General features: G+C 56.8%; 29 protein-coding genes. 17 read left to right on the top strand and 12 right to left on the bottom strand.

The window, feature by feature from the left end:
* Positions 1-86 precede the first annotated feature (86 nt).
* The 5 genes from AC2TEM_RS18615 to AC2TEM_RS18595 all read left to right on the top strand — a co-directional run bounded on the left by AC2TEM_RS18615 (position 87) and on the right by AC2TEM_RS18595 (position 5,373).
* A complete protein-coding gene (locus AC2TEM_RS18615) occupies positions 87-1,172 on the top strand; it encodes a polyamine ABC transporter substrate-binding protein (protein WP_170398992.1) in 1,086 nt (361 codons plus the stop codon).
* Positions 1,173-1,242: 70 nt separating this feature from the next.
* On the top strand, positions 1,243-2,370 hold the full coding sequence (locus AC2TEM_RS18610; protein WP_170398990.1) for an ABC transporter ATP-binding protein: 1,128 nt from the start codon (positions 1,243-1,245) through the stop codon (positions 2,368-2,370).
* Positions 2,370-3,260, top strand: coding sequence for an ABC transporter permease subunit (locus AC2TEM_RS18605; protein ID WP_170508943.1), 891 nt, complete (start codon positions 2,370-2,372; stop codon positions 3,258-3,260). Before AC2TEM_RS18610 ends, AC2TEM_RS18605 begins: the two co-directional genes overlap by 1 nt.
* Positions 3,257-4,075 (top strand): ABC transporter permease, encoded by an 819-nt coding sequence (locus tag AC2TEM_RS18600; protein ID WP_170425904.1) that lies wholly within the window; start codon positions 3,257-3,259, stop codon positions 4,073-4,075. Before AC2TEM_RS18605 ends, AC2TEM_RS18600 begins: the two co-directional genes overlap by 4 nt.
* The gene (locus AC2TEM_RS18595) at positions 4,072-5,373 is read left to right on the top strand and encodes an NAD(P)/FAD-dependent oxidoreductase (RefSeq protein WP_170425902.1); all 1,302 of its coding nucleotides are present in this window, start codon (positions 4,072-4,074) and stop codon (positions 5,371-5,373) included. The genes AC2TEM_RS18600 and AC2TEM_RS18595 overlap by 4 nt, the downstream gene beginning before the upstream one ends.
* Here AC2TEM_RS18595 and AC2TEM_RS18590 read toward each other — a convergent pair.
* Genes AC2TEM_RS18590 through AC2TEM_RS18580 form a run of 3 tightly spaced genes read right to left on the bottom strand, consistent with a single transcriptional unit; the run spans position 5,368 to position 8,188 of the window.
* Positions 5,368-6,297, bottom strand: coding sequence for a phosphotransferase family protein (locus AC2TEM_RS18590; RefSeq protein ID WP_480856348.1), 930 nt, complete (start codon positions 6,295-6,297; stop codon positions 5,368-5,370). The two genes, AC2TEM_RS18595 and AC2TEM_RS18590, sit on opposite strands and share 6 nt — an antisense overlap.
* A complete protein-coding gene (locus AC2TEM_RS18585; protein ID WP_170425900.1) occupies positions 6,290-6,955 on the bottom strand; it encodes a flagellar hook capping FlgD N-terminal domain-containing protein in 666 nt (221 codons plus the stop codon). The genes AC2TEM_RS18590 and AC2TEM_RS18585 overlap by 8 nt, the downstream gene beginning before the upstream one ends.
* 3 nt (positions 6,956-6,958) lie before the next feature.
* A complete protein-coding gene (locus tag AC2TEM_RS18580; protein ID WP_170425898.1) occupies positions 6,959-8,188 on the bottom strand; it encodes a flagellar hook-length control protein FliK in 1,230 nt (409 codons plus the stop codon).
* 115 nt (positions 8,189-8,303) lie between these two features.
* On the opposite strand from AC2TEM_RS18580, the gene AC2TEM_RS18575 reads away from it, so the two are divergent.
* The 6 genes from AC2TEM_RS18575 to AC2TEM_RS18550 all read left to right on the top strand — a co-directional run bounded on the left by AC2TEM_RS18575 (position 8,304) and on the right by AC2TEM_RS18550 (position 11,991).
* Positions 8,304-8,576, top strand: coding sequence for a rod-binding protein (locus tag AC2TEM_RS18575; protein ID WP_170425896.1), 273 nt, complete (start codon positions 8,304-8,306; stop codon positions 8,574-8,576).
* Positions 8,569-8,916, top strand: coding sequence for a flagellar biosynthesis protein FlgN (locus tag AC2TEM_RS18570; RefSeq protein WP_170425894.1), 348 nt, complete (start codon positions 8,569-8,571; stop codon positions 8,914-8,916). Before AC2TEM_RS18575 ends, AC2TEM_RS18570 begins: the two co-directional genes overlap by 8 nt.
* Before the next feature lie 210 nt (positions 8,917-9,126).
* Positions 9,127-10,344, top strand: coding sequence for a flagellin N-terminal helical domain-containing protein (locus tag AC2TEM_RS18565; protein WP_170406757.1), 1,218 nt, complete (start codon positions 9,127-9,129; stop codon positions 10,342-10,344).
* A 77-nt stretch (positions 10,345-10,421) separates the two neighbouring features.
* Positions 10,422-10,796 carry a flagellar biosynthesis regulator FlaF gene (flaF, locus tag AC2TEM_RS18560; RefSeq protein ID WP_170425892.1) on the top strand — a complete coding sequence of 125 codons (375 nt, stop codon included), beginning with the start codon at positions 10,422-10,424 and terminating at the stop codon, positions 10,794-10,796.
* Complete coding sequence (flbT, locus tag AC2TEM_RS18555) at positions 10,796-11,197, top strand: flagellar biosynthesis repressor FlbT (protein ID WP_170398959.1); 402 nt, start codon at positions 10,796-10,798, stop codon at positions 11,195-11,197. The genes flaF and flbT overlap by 1 nt, the downstream gene beginning before the upstream one ends.
* A complete protein-coding gene (locus tag AC2TEM_RS18550; RefSeq protein ID WP_170609204.1) occupies positions 11,194-11,991 on the top strand; it encodes a DUF1217 domain-containing protein in 798 nt (265 codons plus the stop codon). The genes flbT and AC2TEM_RS18550 overlap by 4 nt, the downstream gene beginning before the upstream one ends.
* A 127-nt stretch (positions 11,992-12,118) precedes the next feature.
* Here the strand turns inward: AC2TEM_RS18550 and AC2TEM_RS18545 are convergent, their stop codons facing one another.
* From AC2TEM_RS18545 to AC2TEM_RS18535, 3 genes are all read right to left on the bottom strand, one after another.
* Complete coding sequence (locus AC2TEM_RS18545; RefSeq protein WP_170609203.1) at positions 12,119-13,678, bottom strand: DUF427 domain-containing protein; 1,560 nt, start codon at positions 13,676-13,678, stop codon at positions 12,119-12,121.
* A 90-nt stretch (positions 13,679-13,768) separates the two neighbouring features.
* A complete protein-coding gene (locus AC2TEM_RS18540; protein ID WP_170398951.1) occupies positions 13,769-14,470 on the bottom strand; it encodes a winged helix-turn-helix domain-containing protein in 702 nt (233 codons plus the stop codon).
* Positions 14,442-14,729, bottom strand: a complete 288-nt coding sequence (locus AC2TEM_RS18535; RefSeq protein WP_170425885.1) for a hypothetical protein — start codon at positions 14,727-14,729, stop codon at positions 14,442-14,444. Before AC2TEM_RS18535 ends, AC2TEM_RS18540 begins: the two co-directional genes overlap by 29 nt.
* 175 nt (positions 14,730-14,904) lie before the next feature.
* Here AC2TEM_RS18535 and AC2TEM_RS18530 point away from each other — a divergent pair, with 175 nt between their 5' ends.
* From AC2TEM_RS18530 to AC2TEM_RS18515, 4 genes are all read left to right on the top strand, one after another.
* Complete coding sequence (locus AC2TEM_RS18530) at positions 14,905-15,384, top strand: hypothetical protein (protein ID WP_170425883.1); 480 nt, start codon at positions 14,905-14,907, stop codon at positions 15,382-15,384.
* A 109-nt stretch (positions 15,385-15,493) separates the two neighbouring features.
* Positions 15,494-16,111, top strand: a complete 618-nt coding sequence (locus AC2TEM_RS18525) for a ribonuclease HII (protein ID WP_170406743.1) — start codon at positions 15,494-15,496, stop codon at positions 16,109-16,111.
* Between the two features lie 105 nt (positions 16,112-16,216).
* A complete protein-coding gene (locus tag AC2TEM_RS18520; protein WP_170406740.1) occupies positions 16,217-17,320 on the top strand; it encodes a site-specific DNA-methyltransferase in 1,104 nt (367 codons plus the stop codon).
* A 132-nt stretch (positions 17,321-17,452) separates the two neighbouring features.
* Positions 17,453-18,835 carry an adenylate/guanylate cyclase domain-containing protein gene (locus AC2TEM_RS18515; protein ID WP_170425881.1) on the top strand — a complete coding sequence of 461 codons (1,383 nt, stop codon included), beginning with the start codon at positions 17,453-17,455 and terminating at the stop codon, positions 18,833-18,835.
* Between the two features lie 74 nt (positions 18,836-18,909).
* Here the strand turns inward: AC2TEM_RS18515 and AC2TEM_RS18510 are convergent, their stop codons facing one another.
* Both AC2TEM_RS18510 and mutY read right to left on the bottom strand, forming a co-directional pair.
* Entirely contained in the window at positions 18,910-20,046 is a 1,137-nt protein-coding gene (locus tag AC2TEM_RS18510) for an alkane 1-monooxygenase (RefSeq protein WP_170425878.1), read from the bottom strand.
* 59 nt (positions 20,047-20,105) lie between these two features.
* Entirely contained in the window at positions 20,106-21,161 is a 1,056-nt protein-coding gene (gene mutY, locus AC2TEM_RS18505; RefSeq protein WP_480790443.1) for an A/G-specific adenine glycosylase, read from the bottom strand.
* 81 nt (positions 21,162-21,242) lie between these two features.
* Here mutY and AC2TEM_RS18500 point away from each other — a divergent pair, with 81 nt between their 5' ends.
* Together AC2TEM_RS18500 and AC2TEM_RS18495 are read left to right on the top strand one after the other, a co-directional pair.
* The gene (locus AC2TEM_RS18500) at positions 21,243-21,749 is read left to right on the top strand and encodes a DUF721 domain-containing protein (RefSeq protein WP_170398930.1); all 507 of its coding nucleotides are present in this window, start codon (positions 21,243-21,245) and stop codon (positions 21,747-21,749) included.
* A gap of 14 nt (positions 21,750-21,763) precedes the next feature.
* Positions 21,764-22,429, top strand: coding sequence for a DsbA family protein (locus tag AC2TEM_RS18495; RefSeq protein WP_170398926.1), 666 nt, complete (start codon positions 21,764-21,766; stop codon positions 22,427-22,429).
* Between the two features lie 38 nt (positions 22,430-22,467).
* Here the strand turns inward: AC2TEM_RS18495 and lpxK are convergent, their stop codons facing one another.
* The 4 genes from lpxK to AC2TEM_RS18475 are packed head-to-tail and all read right to left on the bottom strand — an operon-like array spanning position 22,468 to position 26,818.
* On the bottom strand, positions 22,468-23,466 hold the full coding sequence (gene lpxK / locus AC2TEM_RS18490; protein ID WP_170398923.1) for a tetraacyldisaccharide 4'-kinase: 999 nt from the start codon (positions 23,464-23,466) through the stop codon (positions 22,468-22,470).
* The gene (locus tag AC2TEM_RS18485) at positions 23,453-24,688 is read right to left on the bottom strand and encodes a glycosyltransferase N-terminal domain-containing protein (protein ID WP_170425876.1); all 1,236 of its coding nucleotides are present in this window, start codon (positions 24,686-24,688) and stop codon (positions 23,453-23,455) included. Before AC2TEM_RS18485 ends, lpxK begins: the two co-directional genes overlap by 14 nt.
* Complete coding sequence (locus tag AC2TEM_RS18480; protein WP_170425874.1) at positions 24,685-25,485, bottom strand: 3'(2'),5'-bisphosphate nucleotidase CysQ; 801 nt, start codon at positions 25,483-25,485, stop codon at positions 24,685-24,687. Before AC2TEM_RS18480 ends, AC2TEM_RS18485 begins: the two co-directional genes overlap by 4 nt.
* A complete protein-coding gene (locus tag AC2TEM_RS18475; RefSeq protein WP_170425872.1) occupies positions 25,472-26,818 on the bottom strand; it encodes a TldD/PmbA family protein in 1,347 nt (448 codons plus the stop codon). Before AC2TEM_RS18475 ends, AC2TEM_RS18480 begins: the two co-directional genes overlap by 14 nt.
* Between the last annotated feature and the right edge of the window lie 104 nt (positions 26,819-26,922).

Here is a 26,922-nt window from a genome sequence, read left to right as displayed (position 1 = left end):
ACCATAGGTGAAACCGTCGTGAAACGCAAAACTTGATCAAATCCAAAAAAAGGTCAAAATGGCCGCACAGTTGCAGGGAGAAAAATATGAAACTGAAAACGCTGGGGATGACAGCGATCGTCGCATTGGGGACTTCGGCCGCGTTTGCTGAAGAAGTGCGCGTCTATAACTGGTCCGACTACATTGACGAAGATCTGCTGAGCAAATTCGAAGAAGAAACAGGGCTAACCCTGATCTACGATGTGTTCGACAGCAACGAGGTTTTGGAAACAAAAATGCTGGCCGGTGGGTCAGGCTATGATGTGGTTGTGCCTTCAGGCACGTTCCTACAACGCCAGATCCAGGCCGGCGCATTCCAGGAACTGGATGCCGCCAAGCTGTCGAATGCAGGCAACCTATGGGATGTGATCCAGGAACGAACCGCAGGGTATGACCCCAACAACGCCTACTCGATCAACTATATGTGGGGCACGACAGGTATCGGGTTGAATGTCGGCAAGGTCAAAGAAGTGCTGGGCGACGATGTTGCGCTTAACAGCATGGATCTGGTGCTCAAGCCCGAGAACATGGAAAAGCTGGCCTCGTGTGGGGTGCATTTCCTCGACGCACCGTCTGAAATCATTCCGATGGTGCTGCAGTATATCGGCGAAGACCCTGACAGCCACGACACAGACGTAATTGGGAAAACCGAAGAGATTCTGACCAGTGTGCGCCCGTATGTTCAGAAATTCCATAGCTCGGAATACATCAATGCGCTCGCCAATGGTGATATCTGCGTTGCTGTCGGCTGGTCGGGCGACATCTTGCAGGCACGCGACCGTGCGGCAGAAGCGGATAACGGCGTGGAAATTGAATACCATCCCTTTGCGGAAGGCTCGCTGATGTGGTTTGACCAGATGGCTATTCCGGTCGACGCACCAAACCCCGAAGGCGCGCACCAGTTCCTGAACTTTATCTTGGATGCCAACAACATGGCTGCGGCGTCGAATTATGTGTACTACGCCAACGGCAACAAGGCCTCGCAGGAGTTTCTTGAAGAGGACGTGATCGGTGATCCGGCGATCTATCCGGATGATGCGACCATGCAGAACCTCTACATCACCACACCTTATCCGGCAAAGACCCAGCGGGTGGTGACACGTCTCTGGACCAAAGTGAAATCAGGCACCTGATCTGATCATAGCGCAAGGCGGGCCCACTGCCTTGCGCCATTTTTATCCTGACCGATAAACGGGGGCCGCCTTGAATTCTGAAGTCTTTGCGCCGTGGGATGACCCGCAGGCGAAACCCTTGATCCAGTTCCAGAACGTCACTAAGCGTTTTGGCGCATTCACCGCAATCGACAATCTTTCACTGGATATCTACGAGCGTGAGTTCTTTGCGTTGCTCGGCCCGTCGGGCTGCGGCAAGACCACGATGATGCGGATGCTGGCCGGATTCGAAACCCCCACCGATGGTCACATCCTTCTGGGTGGACAGGATATCGACCCGATCCCGCCCAACAAACGGGCGGTAAACATGATGTTTCAGTCGTATGCGCTGTTTCCTCATCTCAGCATCTGGGACAACATCGCCTTTGGCCTGCGCCGGGACAATATGCCCAAGCGCGATCTGGAAGAGCGGGTCGATGAGATGCTGCGCCTAACCCGGCTGGAACAGTTCGCACGCCGCAAGCCGCACCAGATCTCGGGTGGTCAACGCCAACGCGTCGCGCTGGCCCGGTCATTGGCCAAAGCACCAAAACTGCTATTGCTCGACGAACCTTTGGGCGCTTTGGATAAGAAACTCCGTCAGGATACTCAGTTCGAGTTGATGGACATTCAGGAAAAAACCGGCACGACCTTTGTCATCGTGACGCACGATCAGGAAGAGGCGATGACCGTTGCCAGCCGAGTGGCCGTGATGGATCAGGGCAAACTGATGCAAGTGGCAACCCCAGATCGCATCTATGAGACGCCAAACTCGGTTTATGTTGCTGATTTCATTGGGGATGTGAATATCATTGAGGGACGCGCTACCGCAGCAGGCGACGAAAGCTATCAGATCGAGTGGGCAGAAGGGCAGCCCCCGTTAGCGGCGTCTTCTGCGACCCAACTGTCCAATGGTCAGGGCTGTCATCTGGCGATCCGGCCTGAAAAGGTCGCGATCTCTGCCGAGCGCCCGGTCGATGCGATCAACGCCATTCAGGGCAAGGTGCATGACATCGCCTATCTGGGCAACTTGTCGACCTATCATGTCGAACTGCCAAACGGCACGATCATCAAGGCGCAAACAGCGAATACCCGCCGTATCTCGCGCCGCTCATTCACCTGGGAAGACCCGGTTTGGCTGTCCTGGACAGCGACTGCCGCAGTTCTGCTGGAAAACTGATGCGCCGCGCTGTTCTTATCGCTGTCCCGTATGTCTGGTTGCTGGCACTGTTCTTGGTGCCGTTCTTTATCGTCCTAAAGATATCGCTTTCAGACACCGCACTTGCCATTCCGCCCTACACTCCGACGCTGGACCTGTCCGCAGGTTGGGCGGGTATCAGGGATTTCTTCAGCCAGCTTGATCTGGAAAACTTTGTCTGGCTGACTGAAGATGATCTTTATTGGAAGGCCTATCTGTCCAGCGTAAAGATCGCGCTGATCTCAACGGTGTTGACGCTGATTGTCGGGTATCCGATCGCATATGCGATGGCGCGCGCACCTGAAGAGTGGCGACCTACATTCATGATGCTGGTCATCCTGCCGTTCTGGACTTCGTTTCTGATCCGGGTCTACGCATGGATGGGTATCCTCAGCAACGAAGGCTATCTGAACCAATTGTTGCTGTGGACGGGCATCATCTCGACCCCGTTGACCATTCTGAACACGAATACCGCAGTTTATATCGGTATCGTTTATACCTACCTACCTTTTATGATCCTGCCGATTTATTCGTCGCTTGAACGGATGGACGGGTCGCTGATCGAAGCCGCCGAAGACCTTGGGTGTTCGCGACTGCAGGCATTCTGGTTGATCACAATCCCCTTGTCGCGCCCCGGTATTATCGCGGGCTGCTTCCTCGTGATGATTCCGGTGATTGGGGAATTCGTAATCCCCTCGCTACTGGGCGGATCGGGGACCTTGATGATCGGTAAGGTGCTGTGGGAAGAGTTCTTCTCGAACCGCGATTGGCCCGTCGCCAGCGCGGTGGCCGTGGTTCTGTTGCTCATCCTCGTGATCCCGATTGTGCTGTTCCAGCGCAACCAGCAAAAGCAGACGGAGGCAGAACAATGAACAGGCTGAGCTGGTTCAACACTGTCTCACTGACGCTGGGATTTGCCTTTCTGTATATCCCGATGATCATCCTGATCATCTTCAGCTTCAACGAAAGCAAGCTTGTCACTGTTTGGGCCGGTTTTTCGACCAAATGGTACGGCGAGTTGATGCAGAACGAAGCCTTTCTTGATGCAGCCTGGGTCACGCTGCGCGTTGCCGTATTCTCATCAACGCTGGCCACGATTCTGGGCACCGCAGCGGCCTATGTTCTGGTACGCGGTGGGCGGTTCTTTGGGCGAACACTGTTTTCCGGGATGATCTATGCCCCGCTCGTGATGCCCGAAGTGATCACGGGTCTGTCGCTGCTGTTGTTGTTCATTGGCATCGGATTGGACCGGGGGATCTTGACCATCGTTCTGGCGCACACGACGTTTTCGATGTGTTTTGTCTCGGTCGTCGTATCCTCGCGTCTTGTGACCTTTGATCGGTCGTTGGAAGAGGCCGCACTGGATCTGGGCTGTTCTCCTGCGCAGGCGTTTCGCTTGGTCACCCTGCCGATCATCGCTCCGGCGGTGATTTCAGGATGGCTGCTGGCTTTCACCCTGTCGCTGGATGACCTAGTGATTGCTTCGTTTACATCTGGGCCTTCTGCCACCACCTTGCCGATCAAGATTTTCTCGGCTGTGCGTTTGGGCGTCAGTCCCGAGATCAATGCGCTGTCAACATTAATGATCACGGTTGTCACGGTGGGCGTTATTACCGCGTCCCTGGTGACCAAGCGGGCGATGGTTAGGCAGAAACAGGATGAGTTGGCCGCGGCAAGCGCTGAATGAGGCGTATATTTCCTGATTATGCCTACGGCCCCGCGCCACGCGCGGGGTGTTGGTGGGATGAGACGATCGCGACCCCTGCTTGGCCAAAGCTCGAAGACGATATCAGCGTTGATGTCGCCGTCATCGGGGGTGGGTTTACCGGCTTGTCCGCCGCATTGCATCTGTCCGAGGCAGGGGTTTCGGTCGCTGTGTTCGAGGCGGAAACACCGGGCTGGGGGGCGTCCGGTCGAAACGGGGGCTTTTGTTGTCTGGGCGGGTCAAAGCTCAGCAAGGCTGGTCTGACCCGTCGCTATGGTCAGGTGGCAACGCAGGCCTATTACCAAGCGGAAGAAGACGCCGTTTCACTGGTTGCTGACCTTCTGCGTGATAACCAAATCGACGCCGAAACGCATTCCAAGGGTGAAACTCAACTGGCCCATTCACGGCGCGCGATGGAACGATTGCGCCGGTCGGTCGATCCGGCCGGACAATTACATGAGATTGACGATCTGCAGGGCCTCGGGCTGGGTGGGGCGTTTTTCGGCGGCTATACAACGCCAATTGGCTTTGCCCTGAACCCCCGAAAGTATCTGTTCGGTTTGGCTGGCGCCGCCCAGGCAAAGGGCGCAACTCTGTTCCAGAACAGCCCGATCACGCAGATCAAACAGGCCGCCTCGGGATTCGTGCTGACCTCGCCTGCGGGTCACGTTCGTGCTTCGAAGGTTCTGGTGTGCACAAATGGCTACTCAAGCGAGGATCTGCCGCCCTGGTTGGCCGCGCGTTATATGCCTGCACAGTCAACGGTTATTGTGACGCGGCCTCTGACTGATGTCGAGCTGCAGGCGCAAGGCTGGACGTCGGATCAGATGGCCTATGACACGCGTAATTTATTGCACTATTTCCGATTGATGCCTGATCGACGATTTCTGTTCGGGACACGAGGGGGGCTGCTATCATCTCCTGGGGCTGAGGCGCGCATTCGGCAAAAAGCTTTCAGGGATTTCAAGGGGCTATTCCCCGCCTGGAACAGTGTCGATGTCACACATACGTGGTCCGGCTTGGTTTGCCTTGCCCGCAACCTCGTGCCCTTTGTTGGCCCGGTTGCTGAGCATCCGGGGATGTTTACAGGATTTGCTTACCACGGCAATGGCGTGGCGATGGGAACATATTGCGGTCGTGCTTTGGCGCGACTGGTGCTGGGGCAATCCGCAGACATCCCGTCCCCTATTGCGGGTACGCCGGGGCGGTTTCCTTTTGGCCGTTGGCGTCGCGCTGTCATGCCGCCAGCCTATGCGTATCTGGGTCTGGCGGACCTATAAGGCCTCAACTTCCAGCTCATACCCAATGGCATAATCAGCCGCACCATTTTCGGCCCGCCAAAGACAATAAGCTGCCATGCGCCAGGCAAACCAAGGCCTCAATGACAGATAGCGTTCGGTGATATCGGGTTGGTCGTAGGCCTTAAGAAACAGCGTCTCTTCGGCCTCGGACAAGGGCGCGCCACGATAGAGTTGCTGCATCGCAGGTGAAAGGAATATCGCCAAGTCTTCACATGGGTCACCGAAGGCCGGGCATTGCCAATCGATCAGCGTCAGCCCATTTTTCGATTGCAAGATGTTTCCCGCGACCGGATCGCCATGGATCAAGCACCGCGCGGATAACGGCGGTACTTGGGCCTGAGGTTTTTTTGCAAGCAACGATCGCCGCTCTTCCGCGTGGCAATCAGCCAGAATTTGACACGCGTGCTGTTCCAGATCTTCGCTGCCATTGCAGCCGTTAGGGAGGTCCAGATTGACCGGAATTTGGTGCAACCTTCCGAGCAGATGGGCCACGCCCGAAACATCGTCCTGCCAAGGGACGCCCGGTGCGTGGTCATAGTAGACCCAGCTATCGTCTCCAAAGGAACCCGTGGCACGTAAATTGGGCACGAAGCCAAAGCTGTTGAGCGTGCGCAGACATTCTGACTCAAGCCGGGCATCGTTGCGAAACAAGGGGTTCTGAAACCCGGTGCTGTATAACTTCAGAACGGCATCACTATTGCTGGACAAAACCTTCCAGACATGATTGGTCCGCCCACCGTACAACACCTCGAAGGTCACGTCGTGGCGGATCAAACCTTGGGTGCTGAGCTGGGCAACAAGACCCGGGGGAGGTTGGTGATGATCAGACAGGAGAGATACCGGTTTAGGGGGCGAGTCGCGATGCACCAAGCTTTGGCCCGCCTTGCCTTCTAGATCAAGCACCCGTGCGGATTTGCGTGACCATTTCGGCGGACACCTCTGCACCGCTCTCCAGTTTCAGGATGATGCCACCTTCACTGGCCTGTGCCTCTACCACCCGACCGAAGGCAGATGCGGGCGTGCTGGTTAGTAACTCACCTCTTTTGAAGCTCTCCAATGTGGCTGAGTAACTGCCAGCGGGAAAGGGATCACCGGCACTGCTGACCCCGGCCCACTCGAATTCGGCCTTATCGGTGGGCACAGGGATGCGATCGACAATGGTGCCCTGGTCGTTGCGGATGACCAACTCGGCCCGGTCGGCAGTGGGTTCGGCCTGAGCAAAAATCGGAACAGGCTGATCTACAAAGCGAAACGGTGCATCGGTTTTGACATTCATCCCAACCCACCCGGTGAGCTGATTAAGGTCGACTGCCCCCATTGTCAGCGCGAGACCAGACAGAAGCTCATTGGCTTTGACTTGTTGTTCGACCATCGAGAACTGCGCCAGCTGAGAGGCATATTCGGAGGAATCCAGAGGTTCAAGCGGATCCTGATTGCGCGCCTGCACGGTCAGCATGCGCAGAAAGGTCTCGAAATCTGACGTCAGTGCCGAGCGTTCCGAATTGTTGTTTGCGCCGGGATTTGCACCCGTTGCGGTCACTGAATTGGTCGCTGAAATCATCAATTAAAGCCTCATATCAAGGCCCCGTTCAGGGCCAGCCGGAAGTATGGGTGCCTTATGGTCCGCGTCGCGAACCATTTCGACCGTTTCTGAGGAAGGGTCAGGCTCTGATGGGTCACCATGCTGGGACGAGTCCCCGGACATGCTAAGATCAAGCGACAGATCCCCATAACCCAGCTTTTCGAACTCAGCCGACAGGATCGCAATGTGTCGCCGCATCAGGTCCAGTGTTTCGGGCCGTTCGGCCGCGATCGATAGATGAAACCCGTCTTCTCGACCGTTGAGCGTGATTGATACGCGCCCAAGCTCTTCGGGGTTCAGAGCTATTTCAACGCCACCGGTATTTGGTCGGGTCGAAATCGAAGCGGCCAGTTGCCCCGCAATCGTGCGTGCCGTTTCCGCGCGGGCTGCGGCGATGGGCATCGCTTGCGTCGTGTCGCGTATCGTGTGGCCCACCGCTGTGTCTTTGACTGCAAAAAGGTCATCAACTTCCGCGCTGATCGCCGTTTCAGCAATAGCATCGCCCGGAGCCCGGTCGAGATTCCAAGCTGTTGTCTGCGGTTTCAAGGCGGCAGAAATGACAGTTTGCCGGGTTATTCGAGCCTCTACAGGCTCAACTGCGCGTGCGACGAGTGGCACCTCTGGTTCGGGACTTGGCGGTTCCAGTTTCGAAAACGTATCCCCCATAAAGCTAGCATTTAGCGCGTGTGAGGCCGGCCTATGGTGTAGATATCCATTTCCGCTAACATCAAGGATCGGAACTTGGGTTGGCGCTCGAAGCACGTTTGCGTCAGGCCTTGGGGCAGCCGCTTCGGGTGAGCCTGCATTTTGTCTTAGCGTTGAATTTTCAGAGGCCAACTGCGAAATTTGCGGTACCGGGCTGGGCGGAGCGGCAACATGGTTCGTCTCACCGACGGCAAAATCCGCTTGGTGTTTCGGCGCATTTGCGACCTCTTGCGCAGCCACCTGCAGTTGGGCGGGCTCTAGTTCGTCGGTTTTGATTGTCTCAGTTGAATCTGCCGTAGAAACAGATGGAATTTCTGATTGTTCGGATGGCAGGTTTGAATCAGCCACAAACGGATCTACATCCTTCAATTCGATTTGTTCGACATCCTCATTGAGCACTTCCTCAAAGGCAAACCCACCTTTGGTATCACGCTCTTTACCCTGAGATGCCCCCGGTTTGTCACCCGTGGCAGATGCAGGCGACATGATCGTCAGCGGGTTGGTCATTTTTCGCTCCGGGGTTTCTTTGATCTGGCCGGCACTGTGCCCACAGGAAGTTACGTTTATTTTAACCGCTTTCCCCTTTGATCGAGAAAGTTCATAGCAATTTTCGGAGAATCCGATGACGATTACATCTACCAGTGCGACCATGCACTCCGCCCAGATTCCACAGAAGCTGAAAGCCGCCTCTGTTGAGCTGGAGGCCGCTTTTCTGGCTGAAATGCTCAAGTCAGCAGGACTCGGCCAAGCACGAAGTTCCTTTGGCGGTGGTGCAGGCGAAGATCAGTTTGCTTCGTTTCTGGTGCAACAGCAGGCACAGCAAATGGCAAAGGCGGGTGGAATCGGCCTTTCGGAAATTTTGTTCAATGCAATGATGGAGAAGTCCGATGAATAAAGATCCGATTCATGCACTGGAAGACCTTTTGGATCTGGAGCGCACAGCGCTGGTCCAGGGGGATTTGACCGATCTGGATCGATTGGTGCCTGAAAAAGAGAACTTGATCGGTGCAATAAATGATCTGCAGGTGTTGGAAAGCGATGATCTGATCCGGATCCAGAAGAAGGTCGTGCGCAACCAAGCCCTTTTGAACAGTGCGGCCGAGGGTATTCGGGCTGTGGCGGACCGAATGGCGGAACTGAAACAGGTCCGGCAGGAGTTCAGCACTTATGACGCCTCGGGGCAGCGTAGTGGGTTTGCCTTGCGATCGCGGGCAAAGCTGGAAAAACGGGCATAGCATCAGGTTTGATTCAAATCCGAGATTTCGGATTTGCCCGTCTTAGCACTCCGTTAGGAGATCGGGGGCAAATGTGGCGATGCACCTGAAACAACGGGTGGCGCGAAGGCCACAAGGCACGACGCACAGGTCAGAACGACAGAATGCCTGCCGGTTTGGTGGGTCCAACATGGGCGTCAAACGCGCCCGAACGCTAAGAGGATGACAAATATGTCCAGCATTCTGACGAACAATGGCGCAATGGTTGCGCTGCAAACTCTCAAATCGGTCAACAAGAACCTCGCACAGACGCAAAACGCGATCTCGACCGGCAAGGATGTGGCTACAGCCAAGGATAACTCGGCTGTCTGGGCCATCTCGAAGGTGATGGAATCAGACGTCAACGGCTTCAATGCGATCAAGGACAGCCTGGCCTTGGGTGAATCCACTGTCGCAGTTGCACGAAACGCCTCAGAAACTGTGACGGATCTGCTGAACCAGATGAAAGGCAAGATCGTTGCGGCGCAGGAAGACAACGTTGATCGTGCTAAGATCAACACCGATGTGGCCGCGCTTAGGGATCAGATCGAATCGGTTGTCGGCGCTGCCCAGTTCAACGGCCTCAATCTGGTGAACGGTGGGGCTGGCGCAAGCATTCTGTCCTCTTTGGATCGAGACAATGCAGGCAATGTGACAGCGTCTTCCATTAGCGTATCGGCGCAAAACCTGTCGACAGGTGGTTACACTGCTGCCGACGTGTTCACTGGAACTGACGGGGTCACCGCGGATACGGCCGACGCATTCGGATTTTCGTTGGATGGAAACGGCGGAAGCGATGATGATGGAAGCATCGTGATCGCTGATCCGGGCACATTGTCCGCTGGCGATACTTTCACGGTCCGACTGGGCGACGATGTCGCGTCTTATACAGTCCGGGCTGAGGATATCGCCGCAGGCAACGCGCCCGAAGAGATCATCGCTGCGGGGCTAAAAGCTGCCATCGAAGCTTCGGATGCCAATGTTTCGGTCGTCTATGATCCGGGTACGAATGCTGCGCAACTCGATATCACCAACGAAGGGTCAGATTCGCTGCAGATCAGCGGTCAATATGCCAATGCGAACTCTGGCGGTCTAGGCGCTCTGGCCTCGATTGATGTGTCGACTTCTGCCGGCGCATCCGCAGCGCTTGGCGCGATCGAAGGCCTCATCGATACTGCGATTGATGCCTCGGCGGCTTTTGGTTCGGCGCAGGGTCGGATCGAGACCCAGAAAGAGTTCATCTCGAACCTGTCTGACTCGTTCAAATCCGGTATCGGCTCGTTGGTTGACGCTGACATGGAAGAAACCTCGGCGCGACTACAAGCGTTGCAGGTCCAGCAACAGCTGGCAACCCAATCGCTATCGATCGCGAACCAGGCGCCACAGTCCATCCTGTCGCTGTTCCGTTAACTTTGGAACTGATCCGGGGCACGCACGCCGTGCCCCGGACTTGATCGCCCGTTGAAGGACAATTGGAAGGATTTCAAGTGACACCGCAAACGCTTGCTCACCGCGCTTATGCGCAATCTGCTGCACCGACGCGAACACCTCGGGATACAGAGTATGAGGCGATTTCCAGGATTACACATCGGTTGAAGGCTGCTTCCACGCGGAAAACGGCTGATTTCCGAGGGTTCGTTCAAGCCTTGCACGAAAATCGCCGCCTGTGGACTGTGCTGGCAACCGATGTGGCGGATGCGGATAACGGGCTGCCGAGCAATCTGCGGGCGCGGATTTTCTATTTGGCTGAGTTTACCGAACAACACAGCAGCCAGGTGCTGGCGAACAAGGCGACCGTTGAGCCGCTGCTTGAGATCAACATGGCCGTGTTGCGCGGGCTACGTCAAATGAGGGGCAACTGATGGGGGGTCTGGTCCTGAAACTTGCCCCAAAGGAACGGGTTCTGATCAATGGTGTTGTAATCGAAAACGGGGATCGACGCAGTCGGTTTTCGATCATGACACCTCAGGCAAATGTCCTGCGCCTGCGCGATGCCATTCACCCGGAAGAGGTCAACACGCCGGTACGCCGTGTCTGCTATGCCGCGCAGTTGGTTCTGTCAGGCGATACCGAACCTGAGCAGGCGCGCCAGCAACTTCTGCGGCGCGTGGAAGAACTGAGCCAGGTTTTCACGGATGCCGACAGTCGCCGGGTCCTGGCCAACGCAACTGAAGCGTTGGTGGCAGAGCAATATTATAAGTGTTTGAAGGCTTTGCGTTCACTGTTGCCGCGCGAAGAACGTCTGATGGCATATCAGCAGTGACCTTTCAGCCGGTCATACCATCAAGTGGGCTAGTTGGCTGGCGCTTTTTGCAGCGTACTTATGATGCGCAGCTTCAAAGCTATTCCACCTCGGGGATCAACGAACGGGACTCAAGGTATTTTCTCGACAATATTGGCAAGGTCCAGACGGCCGAGGATCTGGTTTCGGACCGACGGTTGTTGCAGGTGGCTTTGGGTGCGTTTGGCTTGGAAGGTGATCTCGACAATCGGTATTTTGTCCAAAAAATCTTGTCCGATGGAACGCAGGCTGACGATGCGCTTGCGAACAGGCTGGCCGACGGCAGGTACCGTGATTTTGCCAATGCCTTTGGACTTGGTCCCGGCGATGTGCGCAAGACCGGATTGGTGGACGCCATGGAAAAGATCGCCGACGACAACTTGATTGCGCGTTTTGAAATCTCGGTTGGTGAAGCAGATGAATCGATGCGTATCGCGTTGTACACCCAGCATGCATTGCGCGATCTGGCTGGCCAGGGTGGCAGTGAGGACAGAAGGTGGTTTGATCTGATGGGGCTGCCTCCCTTGCGCCGCATGATGGAAACGGCATTGGGGCTGCCTTCAGCATTTGCGCAACTGGATATCGACAAGCAGCTTGAGGTTTTCAAAGATCGATTGCAGCGTATTACGGGTTCATCCGATCTGGCGCAGTTCACTGAAAGTGAGGCAATCGAAAAGCTGACCGACACGTATTCGGCCCGCAATCAGATCAATCAAATCCAACAGTCGATCTCACCTGCGCAGACGGCTCTGATCCTGCTGGGCGGTGGTTTTTGAACCATTGATGTCAACCAGACACGGTGTGTACGGTATCTCGCGCAAGGCCATAGGTTGACCGATCCGAGATAGCGAGATAGTGGGTGGCACAATTTGAGGTTCAACTCTTGCGAAGTAAACTGTCAAATCAGGCATCGGCTGAGGTTTGCAGGGCAAATGATTTGATCGGTTGCGAGACGTTGTGCAGCTTGATCGCCCCTAAAGGGATCGCCTGTTTGCAAACAGGTTCGATATCTTGCGAGACAACAATTCTATGTCCGACGGTTTTGCCATATTCGCCCAATCTGGCAGCGACATTGGCGGCCTGACCGATCACGGTAAAGTCCAACCGTTCGCGTGAGCCCACATTGCCATAGGTGACGCGGCCATAGGCGACACCAATCGAGCAGTCGAAATCATGATCACTTCCGTCACTGCGCAATTCACCCAGTTTTTCTACGATCTCAGTTGCCGAAAGCTGCGCGCTGGATCGGGCTTTGGCGGCATCGTCACCCGCCGGGAAGACGGCAAGAACAGCGTCGCCGATGAATTTCAGAACTTCTCCGTCATGGTCGTGCACGATCCCTGAAACTGTCTCAAAAAACGCATTCAGTAGCTCGATATAGTCATCACGCCCCAGTTTTTCTTCCAATGCGGTTGAATTTCGAAGATCGCAAAACATGATCGCCGCATCTATGTCATCGCCATCACCGCGGCGAATCTCGCCCCCCAGAACGCGCGCACCGCTGCGCTTGCCTACATAGGTTTCCAGCAGAACCTGCGCGTTTTCGCGCTGCATGAAGACCTCGTAGAACCGCGCGATGACAGTAGAGCATTCAAAAACCAGACCCAGATTCTCAGTCGTGAACCCATCGGGATGATCGCAAGTCAGGGTCAGGACATTCGTCCGCCCATCCGAGAAAGGCAGTGGCATGGCAACGTAATCGGTGGCCCCTTTTGCGCGCAGGTCTTCGATGATCGGAAAGCTGTTATGCGGATTGTCGTTGTTCAGGCGCTGGCGGACACCACCCAACCCGTTTGAAACGTGACGCAGAGGGCTATTGGTAAAAGCAGGGTGATCATGAATTTCATAGGTCGGAGTGTGAGTCGAAATCTCAGCCGAGTCTTTCTCCCAGATATAGTGTTTGCCTGCGATCAGCGGATGCAGCGACCAGACCAGAATGCTTAGGCGTTGAATAGCGATGCCATGTTCCAGCATTTTCTCGGCCAGCGTTTTTGTAAAGGCATCAGGAGTGCTAATTTCGGACGCACCGCGCATCAGCCAATCGATCAGGGGGCCGCTGATATTGCCATCGTCGGGTTGACGCAGTTGGTTGTCGCCGAGGTCGATCCGCGTCGCGGTATCCGGCATGAATCCAATATGGCCCTGAATGGCCGCGCTTTCAGGGAAGGCGTCTTCATAAGCCCAAATCGAGTTCGTAAGGCGCTCTTCCGGTAGGCTAATGTCGTGATAGGTTGCGGTACCCTTGAAGGGGCAGAACGTCTGCAATTCGGTCTCAGGGCTGAGTTCGACGCACAGGTCTTCGCGCGGAACATAGATCGCGGGAGGTAGCCGCGTTTCGTACATCACTTTGGCGTTGTGGCTTTCGGCCAGGAGTATATCACCACGGTAGATCGCGATCCGTCCCTGCAGCGGCTCAACGGATATCCCATAGCCTTTGACATTCGGTGTGGCATGGACGTTCATCTGCAACCTCCCTTGGCCAAGCCCGTATATCATGGGTCTTGAGGGCGAGAATTCCAAGATGCGCACGTAGATTTTACCGCAATGGCATCCTCAGACCATTTGAATAACGTCTTTCTCAATCGACAGCATATAGCCCTTCTTGGCGATGTTCTTCACCAGCAGCTCACTGACCATCTGATTTCCCAAGGCGTCGCGCAGGCGTTTGATCCGGGTTGCCCCAGCGGCCTCATCGCAATCTGCAGCGTTTCTGCCCGAGATCATCGCTTCGATCTGGGCACCCGACAGGACCTCGTCATCAAGCCGGGATTCAGCCAGAACTGAAAGCGTTTCCATCGCGGCGGGGGTCAACTTAAAATCCATGTTGTTGAGATAAACGGTATTCTCTTCACGGCTGATCAGCAGGGATGTTACCTGGATCCCCGTCCGTTCAATCTGGGCCATGCGGCGGTTCAGCAGAACCAGCATGACCAGAAAAACAAGCGCGGTGATCAGCATGGCGCTGGCAAAGACCAACAGCACGAAGATGACCATTCGATAGCTGGATAGCGTATCGGCAAAGGCGGTGCCCGATTGCGCCAGAATCTCGAGCAGACGGATTTCCGATTGCGAGGTCAGGTCAGCCTCGACAAACAGCCGTTCAACCCGCGCGTTGAAGGCATTTGCGTCCGGTAGCGTCCAGAACAGGAAAACCGCTGCAGTCACCAGGATCGCGACGATTGCCGCAATCCCCAGACCAACCAGCCGAACCCCCGAACGACGCGCCTCAGTAACGGAGATAGTATTTTCCGGCATTGGCCTTCCTTTGATCCAATCCACCCGCCTCGAAAACGGTCATCACGTTCAGCAGGGTCCAGCCGTTTGATTTCAGCCGCTTGGCGACTTCTTTCCGGGCCGAGCCTTTATCGCAGTTTGAGACCTGCATGACGCCATAGTGCAGGCGTAAGGGATTGTCCTGCTTGGCCTTGTAGTCGGCATAGCAATCTGCCGCGATGGCTTGCGACCCAACCGATATCAGGGCCGTCAGAGCCAGAGAAGAGAGGATCTGTTTCATGGGCTGCATCCTGCGCATGGGTTGGGTGGATATTCAATAACCTCAGGGGGTTTGTGGTGCTGATATTGAATAACAGTATGCCGTTATTGCTTGTCTGAACGGGGTGGTCGCAGTGTCAGGTTATCAAATTCGCGGTCGGTAACCGGCCTGCCCATTATCCGAAAGGACACGCATCATGCACCGGAAATTTATCGCTCTGATCATAGCAACCGCCGTCGCCATTACGGGGATCTCAGCGTCGCAGGCACGGGCGGCAGATACCCGAGATATTCTCGGCGGATTGGCTGCGATCGCGCTCATAGGTGCTGCGGTCAACCACTATCATCAGGAGAAAAAGCGCGACGAAGAGGCAGAGCGCCGCAAGCGTCACAAGCAGGCTGAAGCCAAGGCGAAGAAGGCCAAGAAAAAACATGCTGTACGCCCGTTGCCAAAGCGGGTGGCGCGGTATGACCTACCGCAGCGTTGCCTGCGCACGTTCAATGCCTATTCGAACAAGCGTCCGCTGCTTGGGCCAAATTGCCTGAAGAAGTACTATAAACATGCCGATAGCCTGCCACACCAATGCAAGGTTGGTTTCTGGAATGGTAAAAAGGTAAAACGGGCATACGAACCCGCCTGCCTGCGCCAGAAAGGATACCGCGTCGTTTACCAGTAACAGGTTTCGAGCAGGAGTGGCGCCATAGAAGCGCCGCGCGGGAGAGGGTGGCGCAAGCTGCCCTCTCTTTTTTCTTGCGAAGCGCTACGAAACGCGATTTGCCAAGGGTATGACGACACCTGATTATGAACTCGAACGGGCTTTGCTAGCACGCGGATATACCCGAATTGCCGGGGTGGATGAGGTTGGGCGCGGTCCGCTGGCCGGCCCGGTTGTGGCCGCAGCGGTTATTTTGAACCCGGATGACATTCCTGCTGGGTTGAACGATTCAAAAAAACTGACGGCCAAGCGTCGCGGCGGTTTGGATGAGATATTGCGCGACCGGGCAGAGGTCGCGGTGGCCGAAGCCACGGTTGCAGAGATCGATGAGCATAACATCCTGCGCGCCTCGCATCTGGCGATGGTACGCGCGGTAGCTGCGCTGGACCCGGCTCCGGATTTCTTGCTGATTGATGGCAACATGATCCCGCGCGGTATGAAATTGCCCTCGCAGGCGGTGGTGAAGGGCGACGCACGGTCGGTGTCGATTTCGGCAGCATCGATCATTGCAAAAATCTGGCGTGATCAGCTGATGGTGGATTTGGCGCAACAGCATCCCGGCTATGGGTGGGAGGCGAATGCCGGATATCCGACAAAACAGCACCGCGAGGCGTTGCAAAATCTTGGCGTGACCCCACACCATAGACGTTCGTTCAAACCGGTCCACAATATCTTGTATCAAGAGTAAATCGTAAGTCGCTGATTCAAAAAAGAAATTGACGGCGAATCATCTTTGACTCATCCTTGTCTCAACCAAATGAGCGCAAAAGCGCCGTGGAACTGAGGCAGTGATATGACCACAATCAAGACAAAGGGCGCAGCCGCGCTCCCTTTAAACACGATTCTATCCGGTGACTGCATCGAGGCGATGAACAGTCTGCCCGAGGCGTCGATTGACCTGATTTTTGCGGACCCCCCGTATAATTTACAGTTGAAAGGTCAATTGCACAGGCCCGATAATTCTCAGGTCGATGCGGTCGATGATCACTGGGATCAGTTCAGCAGCTTTGGGGCTTATGACCAGTTCACGCGGGAATGGTTGAAGGCTGCGCATCGTCTGCTGAAGCCCAATGGTGCGATCTGGGTGATTGGGTCTTATCACAACATTTTCCGCGTGGGTTCCGCCCTGCAGGATGCGGGTTATTGGATTCTGAACGACGTTGTGTGGCGTAAATCCAACCCGATGCCAAACTTCCGTGGCAAGCGGTTTACCAATGCGCATGAAACAATGATCTGGGCGTCCAAGCGCGAAGGGGCCAAATACACGTTTAACTACGAAGCACTGAAAGCGCTGAACGAAGGTGTGCAGATGCGCAGCGATTGGGTACTGCCGATCTGCACCGGGCATGAACGACTCAAGGACGAAAACGGCGATAAGGCGCACCCGACACAGAAACCGGAATCACTGCTGCATCGTGTCCTGATTGGCTCGACCAATCCCGGTGACGTGGTGCTGGATCCGTTCTTTGGCACGGGCACCACAGGTGCTGTAGCGAAAATGCTGGGGCGTGAGTTCATTGGGATTGAGCGCGAAGAAAGTTATCGCAAGGTGGCTGAAAAGCGTATCTCAAAGGTCCGTAAGTTTGACCGCGAAGCGTTGGAAGTCAGCGCCAGCAAGCGCGCTGAGCCGCGCGTGCCCTTTGGCCAATTGGTCGAACGCGGCATGCTGCGCCCGGGTGAGGAACTGTATTCGATGAACCAACGCCATAAAGCCAAGGTCCGCGCCGACGGGACTCTGGTAGGGCAGAACGTCAAAGGTTCAATCCATCAGGTTGGCGCGCATCTGGAAAATGCACCGTCTTGTAACGGCTGGACCTATTGGTGCTTCAAACGCGATGGCAAAACCGTGCCCATCGACGTGTTGCGTCAGCAGATCAGGGCCGAATTGCATAACTGAATACCGCCGGTGCCTGTGGCCTGACACAAGGCACTACGCCTTGCCCCGCCGTTACCGGCGGGGTCTTTTGTTTTTGCCTGTGAGATGATTGCATAGGGCAGCCCCTGACAGCCCATTTGGGAGATAAAGGCAATGACCGAGACCACCGCCAGTCAATCCCGCCTTAGCCGGTTCTTTGTTACGCAACCGGACAACTTCGATCTGGACAACAAATATACCGAGGCAGCACTGGAACGACACAAGCGAGAGGGGCTTGAACTGGCTGTTCGTGCACGCTGGATCGCGATGGCGTTGACCGGGCTGTTGCTGATCTATCTGAATCCCCAGTGGGAGGTCCTATGGTACCATTTCATCCTGCTTCTGATCTGCGCCAATGGTTGGCTGATCCAACGCGCGGGTCGTGTGGGGCAATCCCGGACCGAGTTGCTTTTGATCTTCGTCGATCTGCTGATCATGACGCTGGGGATGATTGTGCCCAACCCGTTCAGCGACGATGTGCGACCACTGGCGATGCAGTATCGGTTCGACAATTTTCAGTATTTCTTCATTATCCTGGCAGCAGGGACGCTTGCCTATTCCTGGCGCACTGTCATTGCGATCGGTTCGTGGACGGCGATGATGTGGACGGCTGGATGGGTGATCGCTTGGTGGGTCGCCACCCCGATCCCTGGGATTAGCGAGCGTGTGGCCGAGGCTTTGTCAGGCTACCCGGATGTGGCCGAGTTCATGGATCCCAACAGTTTCATGCCAACCCTACGCATCCAGCAGGTGATCGTTTTTGTCATGGTCGCAGTGACGCTTGGGGTGTCGATGCGCCGCCTCAATCGCTTGCTGATGTCCAATGCTGGGCTTGAACGTGAACGCGCGAATCTGTCTCGATACTTTTCGCCGAATGTGGTGGATGAGCTGAGCCAGAACGACGAACCTCTGAAGCAGGTCCGCAAAGAGGATATCGCGGTTCTATTTATCGACATCGTTGGCTTCACCAAGTTTTCGGCTGGCCGTGATCCATATGAGGTTATTGAAGTTTTGCGTGGTTTCCACGCCCGAATGGAGACCGAGGTGTTTCGCCATCACGGAACACTCGACAAATACTTGGGCGATGGGCTGATGGCCACGTTTGGAACCCCCGTACCCGGAGAGCTGGATGCAAGCAATGCACTGGCGTGCGCGCGGTCCATGGTCGAGATGATCGACCGTTGGAATTTGGAGCGCAAGCGCGCGGGTGAGCCAGAGATTCAGATCGGGGTCGGGGTTCATTATGGCTCGGTCGTACTGGGGGATATCGGTGCAAACCGGCTGGAATTTGCAGTGATCGGCGATGCGGTGAATGTTGCCGCGAAGCTAGAGGCCCTGACGCGCGATTTTCAAGCGCGCATCATTGTCAGTGATGCATTGCGGTCTCAGGCCCTAAGCGAGACGCCAAATGCGCAAGACATGATGACCGGGTTTGCACAGTACTCGGACCAGCCTGTTCGCGGTGTTACAGCCCCGATGGATGTCTGGGTGCTGTAGCAACCAGGGCTCCCGCCTGTCAGCACCGCATCTAAGATGCGATCCTTCCCGTTGGGCCGGGCAGCGCGCTGCAGTCAGGTGCGAGGGGCAGGGTTGTGCGCTTTGTTGTAAGGCTTCCAGTTGGTGATTTCGGGATAGTATTGACGCCGCCAAGCGCGGACCCTCGGATTCATGATACGCCGCCACAAGGGCGGAATCATCGCGGCAAGGGTCATGACCGGATATCCATGAGGCAGTTGCGGCGCTGCGTCCTGCGTATGGTGTTGCAGCAATGGGAAGCGGCGGTTGGGCTTGTAGTGGTGATCCGAGTGGCGTTGCAGGTTGATCAACAGCCAGTTTGAAGCCTTTTGTGACGCGTTCCAGGAATGGCGCGGGTGCACATGCTCATATTTGCCATCGCCCAGATATTTGCGCGTCAGCCCGTAGTGCTCGACATAGTTAACAAGTTCAAGCTGCCAGATCGCGGTGCCGGCCTGTACCAATAACAGGCCTAGCCCTGCCCATCCGCCGATCAGAAATGCTAGCAGCAGCATGGCTCCTTGCAGGCTCCAATAGCGCCAGAACGGGTTTGCCGGGTCGGTCCACGGGCGGTCTTTGCGGGCCAGTTTTTCCCGCTCGGCGCGAAAGGCTGAGATGAGGCTTTGGCGCAGAACGCGCGGATAGAACCGGTGGAAACCTTCGTTGTAGCGAGCGGTTACCGGATCACGCGGAGTTCCGACGTAGCGGTGGTGAACCAGCAGGTGCTCGGACCGGAAATGGGAATAAAGGACCATCGACAACAGTAAATCGCCCAGCCAGCGTTCCAGTTTGCCTTTCTGATGCATCAGCTCGTGGCTGTAGTTGATCCCGATCGTTCCGGAAAGGACGCCCATGCCGAAGAACACGCCGATTTTTTCGACCGAGCTCATATTTACGGCTCGGGTAGTGTACCAGATCAGCCCATAGAGCGTTAGGAATTGCACCGGCGCCCAGGCTTTGGTCAGCCAGATATACCATTGCAGCCCCGCATCTGGCGTATCCGGGTCGGCGTTTTCAAGGTTTAGGCCGGTCAGCCGGTCTAGCACCGCAAAGACCCACCATGTCGAAAGCGGTACCAGCAGGACCCACCATCCGCCTGCCGTAGTGGTCATCCAGATCAGTGGGATCAGGAGGTATGAGACCCAAAAGGGAAGGGCGGATTGCCATCGGGACAGGGTGTCAGATGCGATCATGTTGAGGCTCCGAAACGTTGGCGGCACCGTAGACCGCGCACTGGGCTTTGCCCAGCGGTCTATTGGCCGCGCCAGAGGTCAAAAGCCTTGCGCATAACCGTGGGCAGGTCGCTGGGCCTGAATTGGTGTTTGTCCATGACAGTCAGACCGTTCGGATCGCAACCGTCTGGCAATTCGGTTGTCCAAATACGCAGGATCAGGTGAAAGTGGGTGAAGGTGTGTCTCACTTCACCGGGGATTTCGTGCCATCGCGCCGGGAACGGAGGGCTTTCCAGCGGTGTTTCGGACCAGTCCGAGCCAGGCCAGCCCAACATTCCGCCCAGCAAACCCTTATCGGGGCGGCGTTCCAACAGCAGGGCACCATCTCCGCGTTGGGCGATGTAGATGTGGCCCAGCCGGGTGGGTTTGGGCTTCTTGGGCGTTTTTTGCGGCAGTTCCACCTGCGTCCTCGCCTTCCGCGCCAGACAGGCCGCATGCAGGGGGCAAATACCGCAAGTCGGAGATTTTGGAGTACAGATCGTTGCACCCAAATCCATGACAGCCTGCGCGTAATCTCCAGGCCGGTGCTGCGGGGTCAATGCCGCGGCTTTTTTCTTTAACAGCGGTTTTGAGGCGGGCAGGGGTTCGTGAATATCATAGAGTCTTGCCATGACCCGTTCGACATTGCCGTCCAGGACAGTTTCGGGCCGATCAAATGCGATGGCTGCGATGGCCGCCGCCGTGTAGGGGCCAACGCCCGGCAGTTCCAGTAGTGCATCGTAATTGTCGGGAAACTGCCCGTTATGCGCGGACGCAACCACCCGCGCGCATTTCAGAAGGTTGCGGGCGCGGGCGTAGTAGCCCAGGCCAGCCCATTCCCCCATGACCTGATCATCTTGCGCATTGGCAAGGGCTTCGACGGTTGGCCAGCGCGTGGTGAAACGAACAAAATAGTCGCGAACAGCGGCAACGGTCGTTTGTTGCAGCATCACTTCGGATAGCCAGACGCGGTAGGGGTCTGGTGCTACGCCTGCGGCACGCGCTGCCGGGCCGATACGCCACGGCATTTCACGTGCGTAGCGGTCGTACCAATCCAGCAGCGTATTGCTCAGGTCAGATTCGGTGCAGTCACGCAAGTTTTATGTAACTCTCTGTCGGGTTTCACTGGCGTCCGGGTATCAGCCTATTACAATAGCGGCGCAGGAGTTGGAAACCAGATGCAACGCAGACGTTCCTCGACCCGCGGGTTCAAGCGCACCGCCACTTTGCTGAACGACCGGATCAGGCAGGCCGGGGAAAGCCGGGGATTTGCCGTCTCGCGCCTTTTGACCCATTGGGCCGAGATTGTGGGCCAGGACATCGCGTCGATCGCCCGGCCGGTGAATGTGGGATACGCCAAGGGTGGCTTTGGCGCGACACTGACGGTGCTGACCACCGGGCCGCAGGCGCCAATGCTGGAGATGCAGAAAGAACAGCTGCGCGACAAAGTGAATGCGGTCTATGGTTACAACGCGATCAATCGGGTGCGTATCACCCAGACCGCGCCTACCGGATTTGCTGAGGGGCAGGCGAGTTTCGATCACAAACCGAAACAGACGAAACCGGTTGTTTCACCAGAAATCGCAGCTGAGGCCGACAATGTGTCGCGCGCGGTTGATGATGAAGATTTGCGCGCGGCCCTTGAACGTTTGGGCCGCAACGTTTTATCCAGACAGAAACGCTAAGAAAGGGCTGATGAATGAGCCGGATTGCAACCGTAATATGTGCGGCTGTCGCCGTGGCCGCTGGCGGCTATTGGCTGACAACGTCGAGTAACACGATCCCTTCGAACCCGCTTGTTGGTGCTGCTGAGGCGCAAGAGGCGGATTTGGACACCTCGACCATCGTCGAGATGGTGCAGGGGGCCGAAGACGCGCCAGTCGAGATCATCGAATATGCATCGTACACCTGCCCGCATTGCGCGAATTTCCATCAGGGCGCGTACAAGCAGCTCAAAAAGGACTTCATCGATACCGGCAAGGTAAAGTTCACTTACCGTGAGGTGTATTTCGACCGCTATGGCCTGTGGGCCTCGATGGTCGCGCGCTGTGCAGGACCTGAAAAGTTCTTTGGCATCACCGACCTGCTGTATGAAGGCCAGTCGGAATGGACTCGGGCCGGAGGTCCTGCCGAGATCGTTGATGAACTGCGCAAGATCGGGCGTCTCGCTGGCATAGACAATGATCAGCTTGAGGCTTGCCTGCAGGACGGTACCCGCGCGCAGACACTGGTGGCCTGGTATCAGGAAAATGCCGAACGCGATGGAATTCAGGCGACGCCTACTTTCGTCGTGAATGGGAAGAAGGTTGAAAATCAGCCTTATGACGACTTCAAGACGCTGATCGAAGCCGAGCTTGGCAGCTAAATCCTGAATGGTCAGCCTGTTTTGGGCTGGCCATCTGCCTAAGGTGAAGGCGCGGCCTTCGCCAACAACTCTTTGACTTTGTCATCCTGATTGATTTGCAACCGAACCGGTAGGGTCAGAACTTTGCTGCGGAATGTGGCGGGCAGGCGCACGGCGTCTTTCTCGGTTGTCACCAGTTGCGCGCCCAGTGCTTTGGCCTCGTTCTCAAGCCGCGTCATCAGCGCTGAAGTCAGTGGTTGGTGATCATCCAGTGCCTCGGCCCGCAGCAGTTTAGCGCCTTGCTGTCGCAGAGTTCCAAAGAACTTGTCCGGATAGCCTATGCCCGCAAAGGCCAGAACGGGTGTATTGTTCCAGTCCATTCCGGTTTGGAGCGGACACACCTCGCCGGTGGCGTGTGGGACCGTCAGGGCAGGTTCCCATCTTTCTGAAAATGTTGACTGCGCTGCGGCGTCCCCAAGCGACAACACGAGATCGGCACGTTTCAATCCAACGGCCACAGGCTCTCGCAGTGGACCAGCAGGAAGGCAAAGGCCATTGCCAAATCCGCGCTGCGCATCCACCACGATGATGGAAAAATCCTTGGCAACTGCGGGGTTCTGAAAACCGTCGTCCAGCACGATCGCGGTTGCCCCTGCCGCTGCGGCTGCCTGCGCGCCCGCTGCACGATCTTTGGCGACCCAGACCTCGGCAAACGCGGCGAGCAACAGGGGTTCGTCCCCGACCTGAGCCGCTGTGTGTTTGCGCGGGTCGACCTGCACCGGGCCTTCCAGCGAGCCACCATGGCCTTTGGTCACGACATGAGGTTGATGCCAGGTATCCCTCAAATATTCCAAAACCCAGATCACCGTCGGTGTCTTCCCTGTGCCACCGGCATTCAGGTTGCCAACGCAGATAACCGGTACGCCCGGCGAGATGCCTTGCCCGCTCGCCACGCGACGGGCGGTTGCAGCGGCATAGAGGCGACCAAGTGGCGCCAACAGCCTGGCGCGCAGATCCAACCGATCAGGGGCTGAGTTCCAGAAGTCAGGTGCCCGCATCGTCACGCCCTCGCCGGTCCAGTGTATCCTGTACCATATCGATCAGTTGGTCCGCCTGTGGAGCCCCTTCGGTGACAATCCGCCATCCGGCCAATGCCATGTCTGCTGTGCGGTCAGGTGCCAACAATTCGACAACGCCATCGCCCAACTCTGTTGCGGTTCGTATCTTCAACGCGGCTTTTGCCTGCCCCAATCTGTCATAGAGACTGCGATGCTTGCTGACATGAGGCCCATGGATTACCGCAGATCCCAAGGCGACTGCGGTCAGAGGGTCGTGCCCCCGCGCCCCGCGTTCCAGTGAACTTCCCATGAAGGTAACTGCGGATACACGATGCCAAAGGCCCAGATCCTCGGGCTCGGCTGTTAGAATCACTTGTGTGGTGTCTTCGATTGGATGGCCTTCATCCCAGTTGGCGCATCGAAGGTCCATCGCTTCGAGGCGTTTAAACAGGGGCGATGCCTCGGACATATCCGCCACATGCAGGACCAAAGCCAGACGTGGCAGCATCCGCAAGGCCTGACGATGGGCCGTCAGAACCGAGATGAACTCCTTGTCCTGAACCCATGCGGCCAGCCAAACTGGGCGCCCGGCCATTGTGTGAGTGGTCTCGATCAATTCATCTTCGGGCCAGGGCTCTGGGTTGGGGCTGATATGAAGTGGTGGCGCGACCGAGATTTTTGCCGAGTTCACTCCCAGGCGTCGGATTTGGCGTGCGCTGTCATCATTGGGCGCAAGTATCGCTGTAAAGCAATCCAGCGTGTATCGCGTGATATCAGGTAGCCAACGTCCACCCCTTGCGGTTTTCACGTCGACCACAGCCTCAAGCAAAATTAGCGGAATGCCCCGCTCCTGTGCGCGTGTAATGACATTGGGCATCAGCCCACCGCCAAACCACAGCCCCATGTCAGGGCGCCAGTGATCCAAGAACGTGCGCGCCGCGCCGGTATGCTCGGCGGGCAGCATTGTGATCGGGGTATCGCAATCTTCCCAGTCCTTCAGATCAACATCGGGTGGGGCGGTCAGCAACAGCGAAAGTTCTGGTCGCACAGACAGCAGCCGACGGCAAATATTGTCGACGGCCCGCAACCGATCGGGTGTACTGACATGGACCCACAGAAGTTCACCTTCCGGGCGCGCAATCTCGGGGTGACCCGTGCTTTGCGGGACGCCCCAGGACAGGACTCGATAGGCCGCAAGGCTCAGAGATCGCGGCTTGCTCATGCCGGAATTCCGGCCCCATTCGGGTCAAGCCGGGCCTGAAGGCCCGAATGCACCGCTGAACCTGCCGCCACCACGCCGTTCAGGCGCGGGTGGGTATTGTTGAAGCGCAGAGGTTGCCCCAAACGATCGGTACAGAGCCCGCCTGCCTCGCGCAGGATCAGATCTCCGGCGGCGATATCCCATTCCCAACTGGGTCGCAACGTTAGCATCCCGTCAAACCGTCCCTGCGCAACCAGCGCCATCCGGTAAGCCAGGGACGGGCGGTATACACGGCGAAAGTCAGGGGCAGCACCGGATTGCCAGTGGCGCGGATCTAGATTGGGTTTTGCCGCCAAAATCTCGGCTTCGGGCAGGTGTGCTTGACCTGAAACTTGGATGGCAGTGCCATTCAACGTTGCACCTTGCCCTTTTGCAGCCGCATAAAGCAGATCACGTAAGGGCAGGTAGATGACGGCTGCCGTGACTTCACCGTTCTCGGTTACGGCCAGCGAATGGGCCCATGTGCGCGACCCCTCGGCAAAACTGCGGGTGCCGTCGATAGGATCAATGACAAAGACTCGATCACGGGCCAGACGGTCGGGGGAATCCTCGGTCTCTTCACTCAGCCAGCCATAATCCGGTCGGGCCGCCTGCAGATCACGTTCAAGCATCGCGTTGACGGCCAGATCGGCCTCGGTCACCGGGCCTGCGCCTTCGGGTTTATCCCAGCGCTGGGCATCAGGACCCGAATAGCGCGTGGCGATCTTTCCGGCCTCAAGCGCAGCGTCGATCAGCAGGGGCAGGTCAGTTGCCGGCAAGTGTCATCCCTTCGATCAACAGCGAGGGTACAACGCGCGATAGGTAAGGCCGCGCATCGTTTGCCGGAATGATTCGCATCAGCATGTCGCGAAGATTGCCAGCGATGGTACACTCGTTGACGGGATGGGTGATCTCGCCGTTCTCAACCCAAAATCCCGAAGCGCCGCGTGAATAGTCGCCGGTATTCGGATTGATGGTCGATCCGATCATCGAAGTGACCAAAAGCCCGGTACCCATGTCGCGCAACAACTCGGCGCGGGTCTTCTCGCCTTGCGTCAGGCTCAGGTTCCAGTTGCTAGGCGACGGCGGCCCGGATACGCCGCGCGCTGCGTTGCCGGTCGAGGTCATTCCCAATTTGCGGGCGCTGGACAGGTCTAACGTCCAACCGGTCAGAACGCCATCTTCAACGATCGCCCTGCGCCGTGTTGCCAGCCCTTCGGCATCGAACGGGCGCGAGCCCGAAATGCGCGGGCGATGCGGGTCTTCAATCAAAGACAAATGTGCCGGTAGAACCTGTTGCCCAAGGCTTTCCTTCAGCCATGAGGCCCCGCGGGCTATCGCCGCGCCATTGCTGGCGGCCAGCAGATGGCCGATCAGGGATGATGAAATCCGTTCGTCGAACACCACCGGAAAACTGCCGGTCTGGGGCTTGCGTGCTCCCACGATCTGAACCGCACGTTCACCAGCCGTGCGACCAATCTCGGCGGGGCTGCGCAGGTCAGACTGAAAAGTCCGGCTGTCACCGTCATAGTCACGCTCCATTCCCGTCCCTTCGCCGGAAATGGCGACGCATGAGGTTGAACGGCTGCTGCGCATGTAGCCACCCGAAAAGCCGTTTGTCGCGGCAAGATGGACCCGGTGGGTACCATAGGCGGTCGCAGCGTCGGACACCTGTGAGACACCCGTAACGTCCATCGCTGCTGCCTCGGCCGCCAGCGCATCCTGCATCAGAGCTTCAGCGCTGGGTTCAGGGGCTGGGTCAAACAGCTCCAGCGTGTCGATATTACAGTCGGCGACCAATTGGTCAGGCGCGGCCAAGCCGGTGAACGGATCTTCCGGCGCTTCCCGTGCCATGGCCACGGCGCGCTCGGCCATCGCGGCAAGCGTATCGGGGCGACTATCCGAACTGGATACGATTGCCTGCTGTTTGCCAAGGAAGACCCGCAGCCCTAGATCGGTCGCTTCCGAGCGTTCGGCATGTTCCAATGCACCACTACGTACTTCCACAGAAACGGATGAGCCATCAATTACTATGGCATCCGCTGCCTCGGCACCTGCCTTGCGGGCTGCATTCAGCAGCTCTTCACTGATTGTTTGAGGTGTTCGCGTCATGAGGCCTCCGGTCTTGTTGTTCTGGACCTAGCCTCGGATAGCCTGTCCCGCAAGGCCTGCAGCCCACTGGCTTTATGTGCCTCGGGCGGGAAAGGCCAGCGCCG

The sequence above is a fragment of the Ruegeria sp. HKCCD3925 genome (assembly GCF_057221175.1).
The sequence above is the reverse complement of the archived record's forward strand: the minus strand, read 5'-3'. Positions and strand labels throughout refer to the sequence as shown.

Bases quoted from the DNA above. Each gene is read 5' to 3' on its own strand.
- AC2TEM_RS18475 (WP_170425872.1), bottom strand. From the start codon at position 26,818: ATGACGCGAACACCTCAAACAATCAGTGAAGAGCTGCTGAATGCAGCC.
- AC2TEM_RS18520 (WP_170406740.1), top strand. From the start codon at position 16,217: ATGACCACAATCAAGACAAAGGGCGCAGCCGCGCTCCCTTTAAACACG.
- AC2TEM_RS18615 (WP_170398992.1), top strand. From the start codon at position 87: ATGAAACTGAAAACGCTGGGGATGACAGCGATCGTCGCATTGGGGACT.
- AC2TEM_RS18605 (WP_170508943.1), top strand. From the start codon at position 2,370: ATGCGCCGCGCTGTTCTTATCGCTGTCCCGTATGTCTGGTTGCTGGCA.
- AC2TEM_RS18600 (WP_170425904.1), top strand. From the start codon at position 3,257: ATGAACAGGCTGAGCTGGTTCAACACTGTCTCACTGACGCTGGGATTT.
- AC2TEM_RS18585 (WP_170425900.1), bottom strand. From the start codon at position 6,955: ATGATTTCAGCGACCAATTCAGTGACCGCAACGGGTGCAAATCCCGGC.
- AC2TEM_RS18535 (WP_170425885.1), bottom strand. From the start codon at position 14,729: ATGAAACAGATCCTCTCTTCTCTGGCTCTGACGGCCCTGATATCGGTT.
- lpxK (WP_170398923.1), bottom strand. From the start codon at position 23,466: ATGCGGGCACCTGACTTCTGGAACTCAGCCCCTGATCGGTTGGATCTG.
- AC2TEM_RS18515 (WP_170425881.1), top strand. From the start codon at position 17,453: ATGACCGAGACCACCGCCAGTCAATCCCGCCTTAGCCGGTTCTTTGTT.
- AC2TEM_RS18495 (WP_170398926.1), top strand. From the start codon at position 21,764: ATGAGCCGGATTGCAACCGTAATATGTGCGGCTGTCGCCGTGGCCGCT.
- AC2TEM_RS18545 (WP_170609203.1), bottom strand. From the start codon at position 13,678: ATGAACGTCCATGCCACACCGAATGTCAAAGGCTATGGGATATCCGTT.
- AC2TEM_RS18540 (WP_170398951.1), bottom strand. From the start codon at position 14,470: ATGCCGGAAAATACTATCTCCGTTACTGAGGCGCGTCGTTCGGGGGTT.
- flbT (WP_170398959.1), top strand. From the start codon at position 10,796: ATGGGGGGTCTGGTCCTGAAACTTGCCCCAAAGGAACGGGTTCTGATC.
- AC2TEM_RS18580 (WP_170425898.1), bottom strand. From the start codon at position 8,188: ATGACCAACCCGCTGACGATCATGTCGCCTGCATCTGCCACGGGTGAC.
- AC2TEM_RS18575 (WP_170425896.1), top strand. From the start codon at position 8,304: ATGACGATTACATCTACCAGTGCGACCATGCACTCCGCCCAGATTCCA.
- AC2TEM_RS18595 (WP_170425902.1), top strand. From the start codon at position 4,072: ATGAGGCGTATATTTCCTGATTATGCCTACGGCCCCGCGCCACGCGCG.
- AC2TEM_RS18485 (WP_170425876.1), bottom strand. From the start codon at position 24,688: ATGAGCAAGCCGCGATCTCTGAGCCTTGCGGCCTATCGAGTCCTGTCC.
- AC2TEM_RS18525 (WP_170406743.1), top strand. From the start codon at position 15,494: ATGACGACACCTGATTATGAACTCGAACGGGCTTTGCTAGCACGCGGA.
- AC2TEM_RS18500 (WP_170398930.1), top strand. From the start codon at position 21,243: ATGCAACGCAGACGTTCCTCGACCCGCGGGTTCAAGCGCACCGCCACT.
- AC2TEM_RS18565 (WP_170406757.1), top strand. From the start codon at position 9,127: ATGTCCAGCATTCTGACGAACAATGGCGCAATGGTTGCGCTGCAAACT.
- AC2TEM_RS18570 (WP_170425894.1), top strand. From the start codon at position 8,569: ATGAATAAAGATCCGATTCATGCACTGGAAGACCTTTTGGATCTGGAG.
- AC2TEM_RS18510 (WP_170425878.1), bottom strand. From the start codon at position 20,046: ATGATCGCATCTGACACCCTGTCCCGATGGCAATCCGCCCTTCCCTTT.
- AC2TEM_RS18530 (WP_170425883.1), top strand. From the start codon at position 14,905: ATGCACCGGAAATTTATCGCTCTGATCATAGCAACCGCCGTCGCCATT.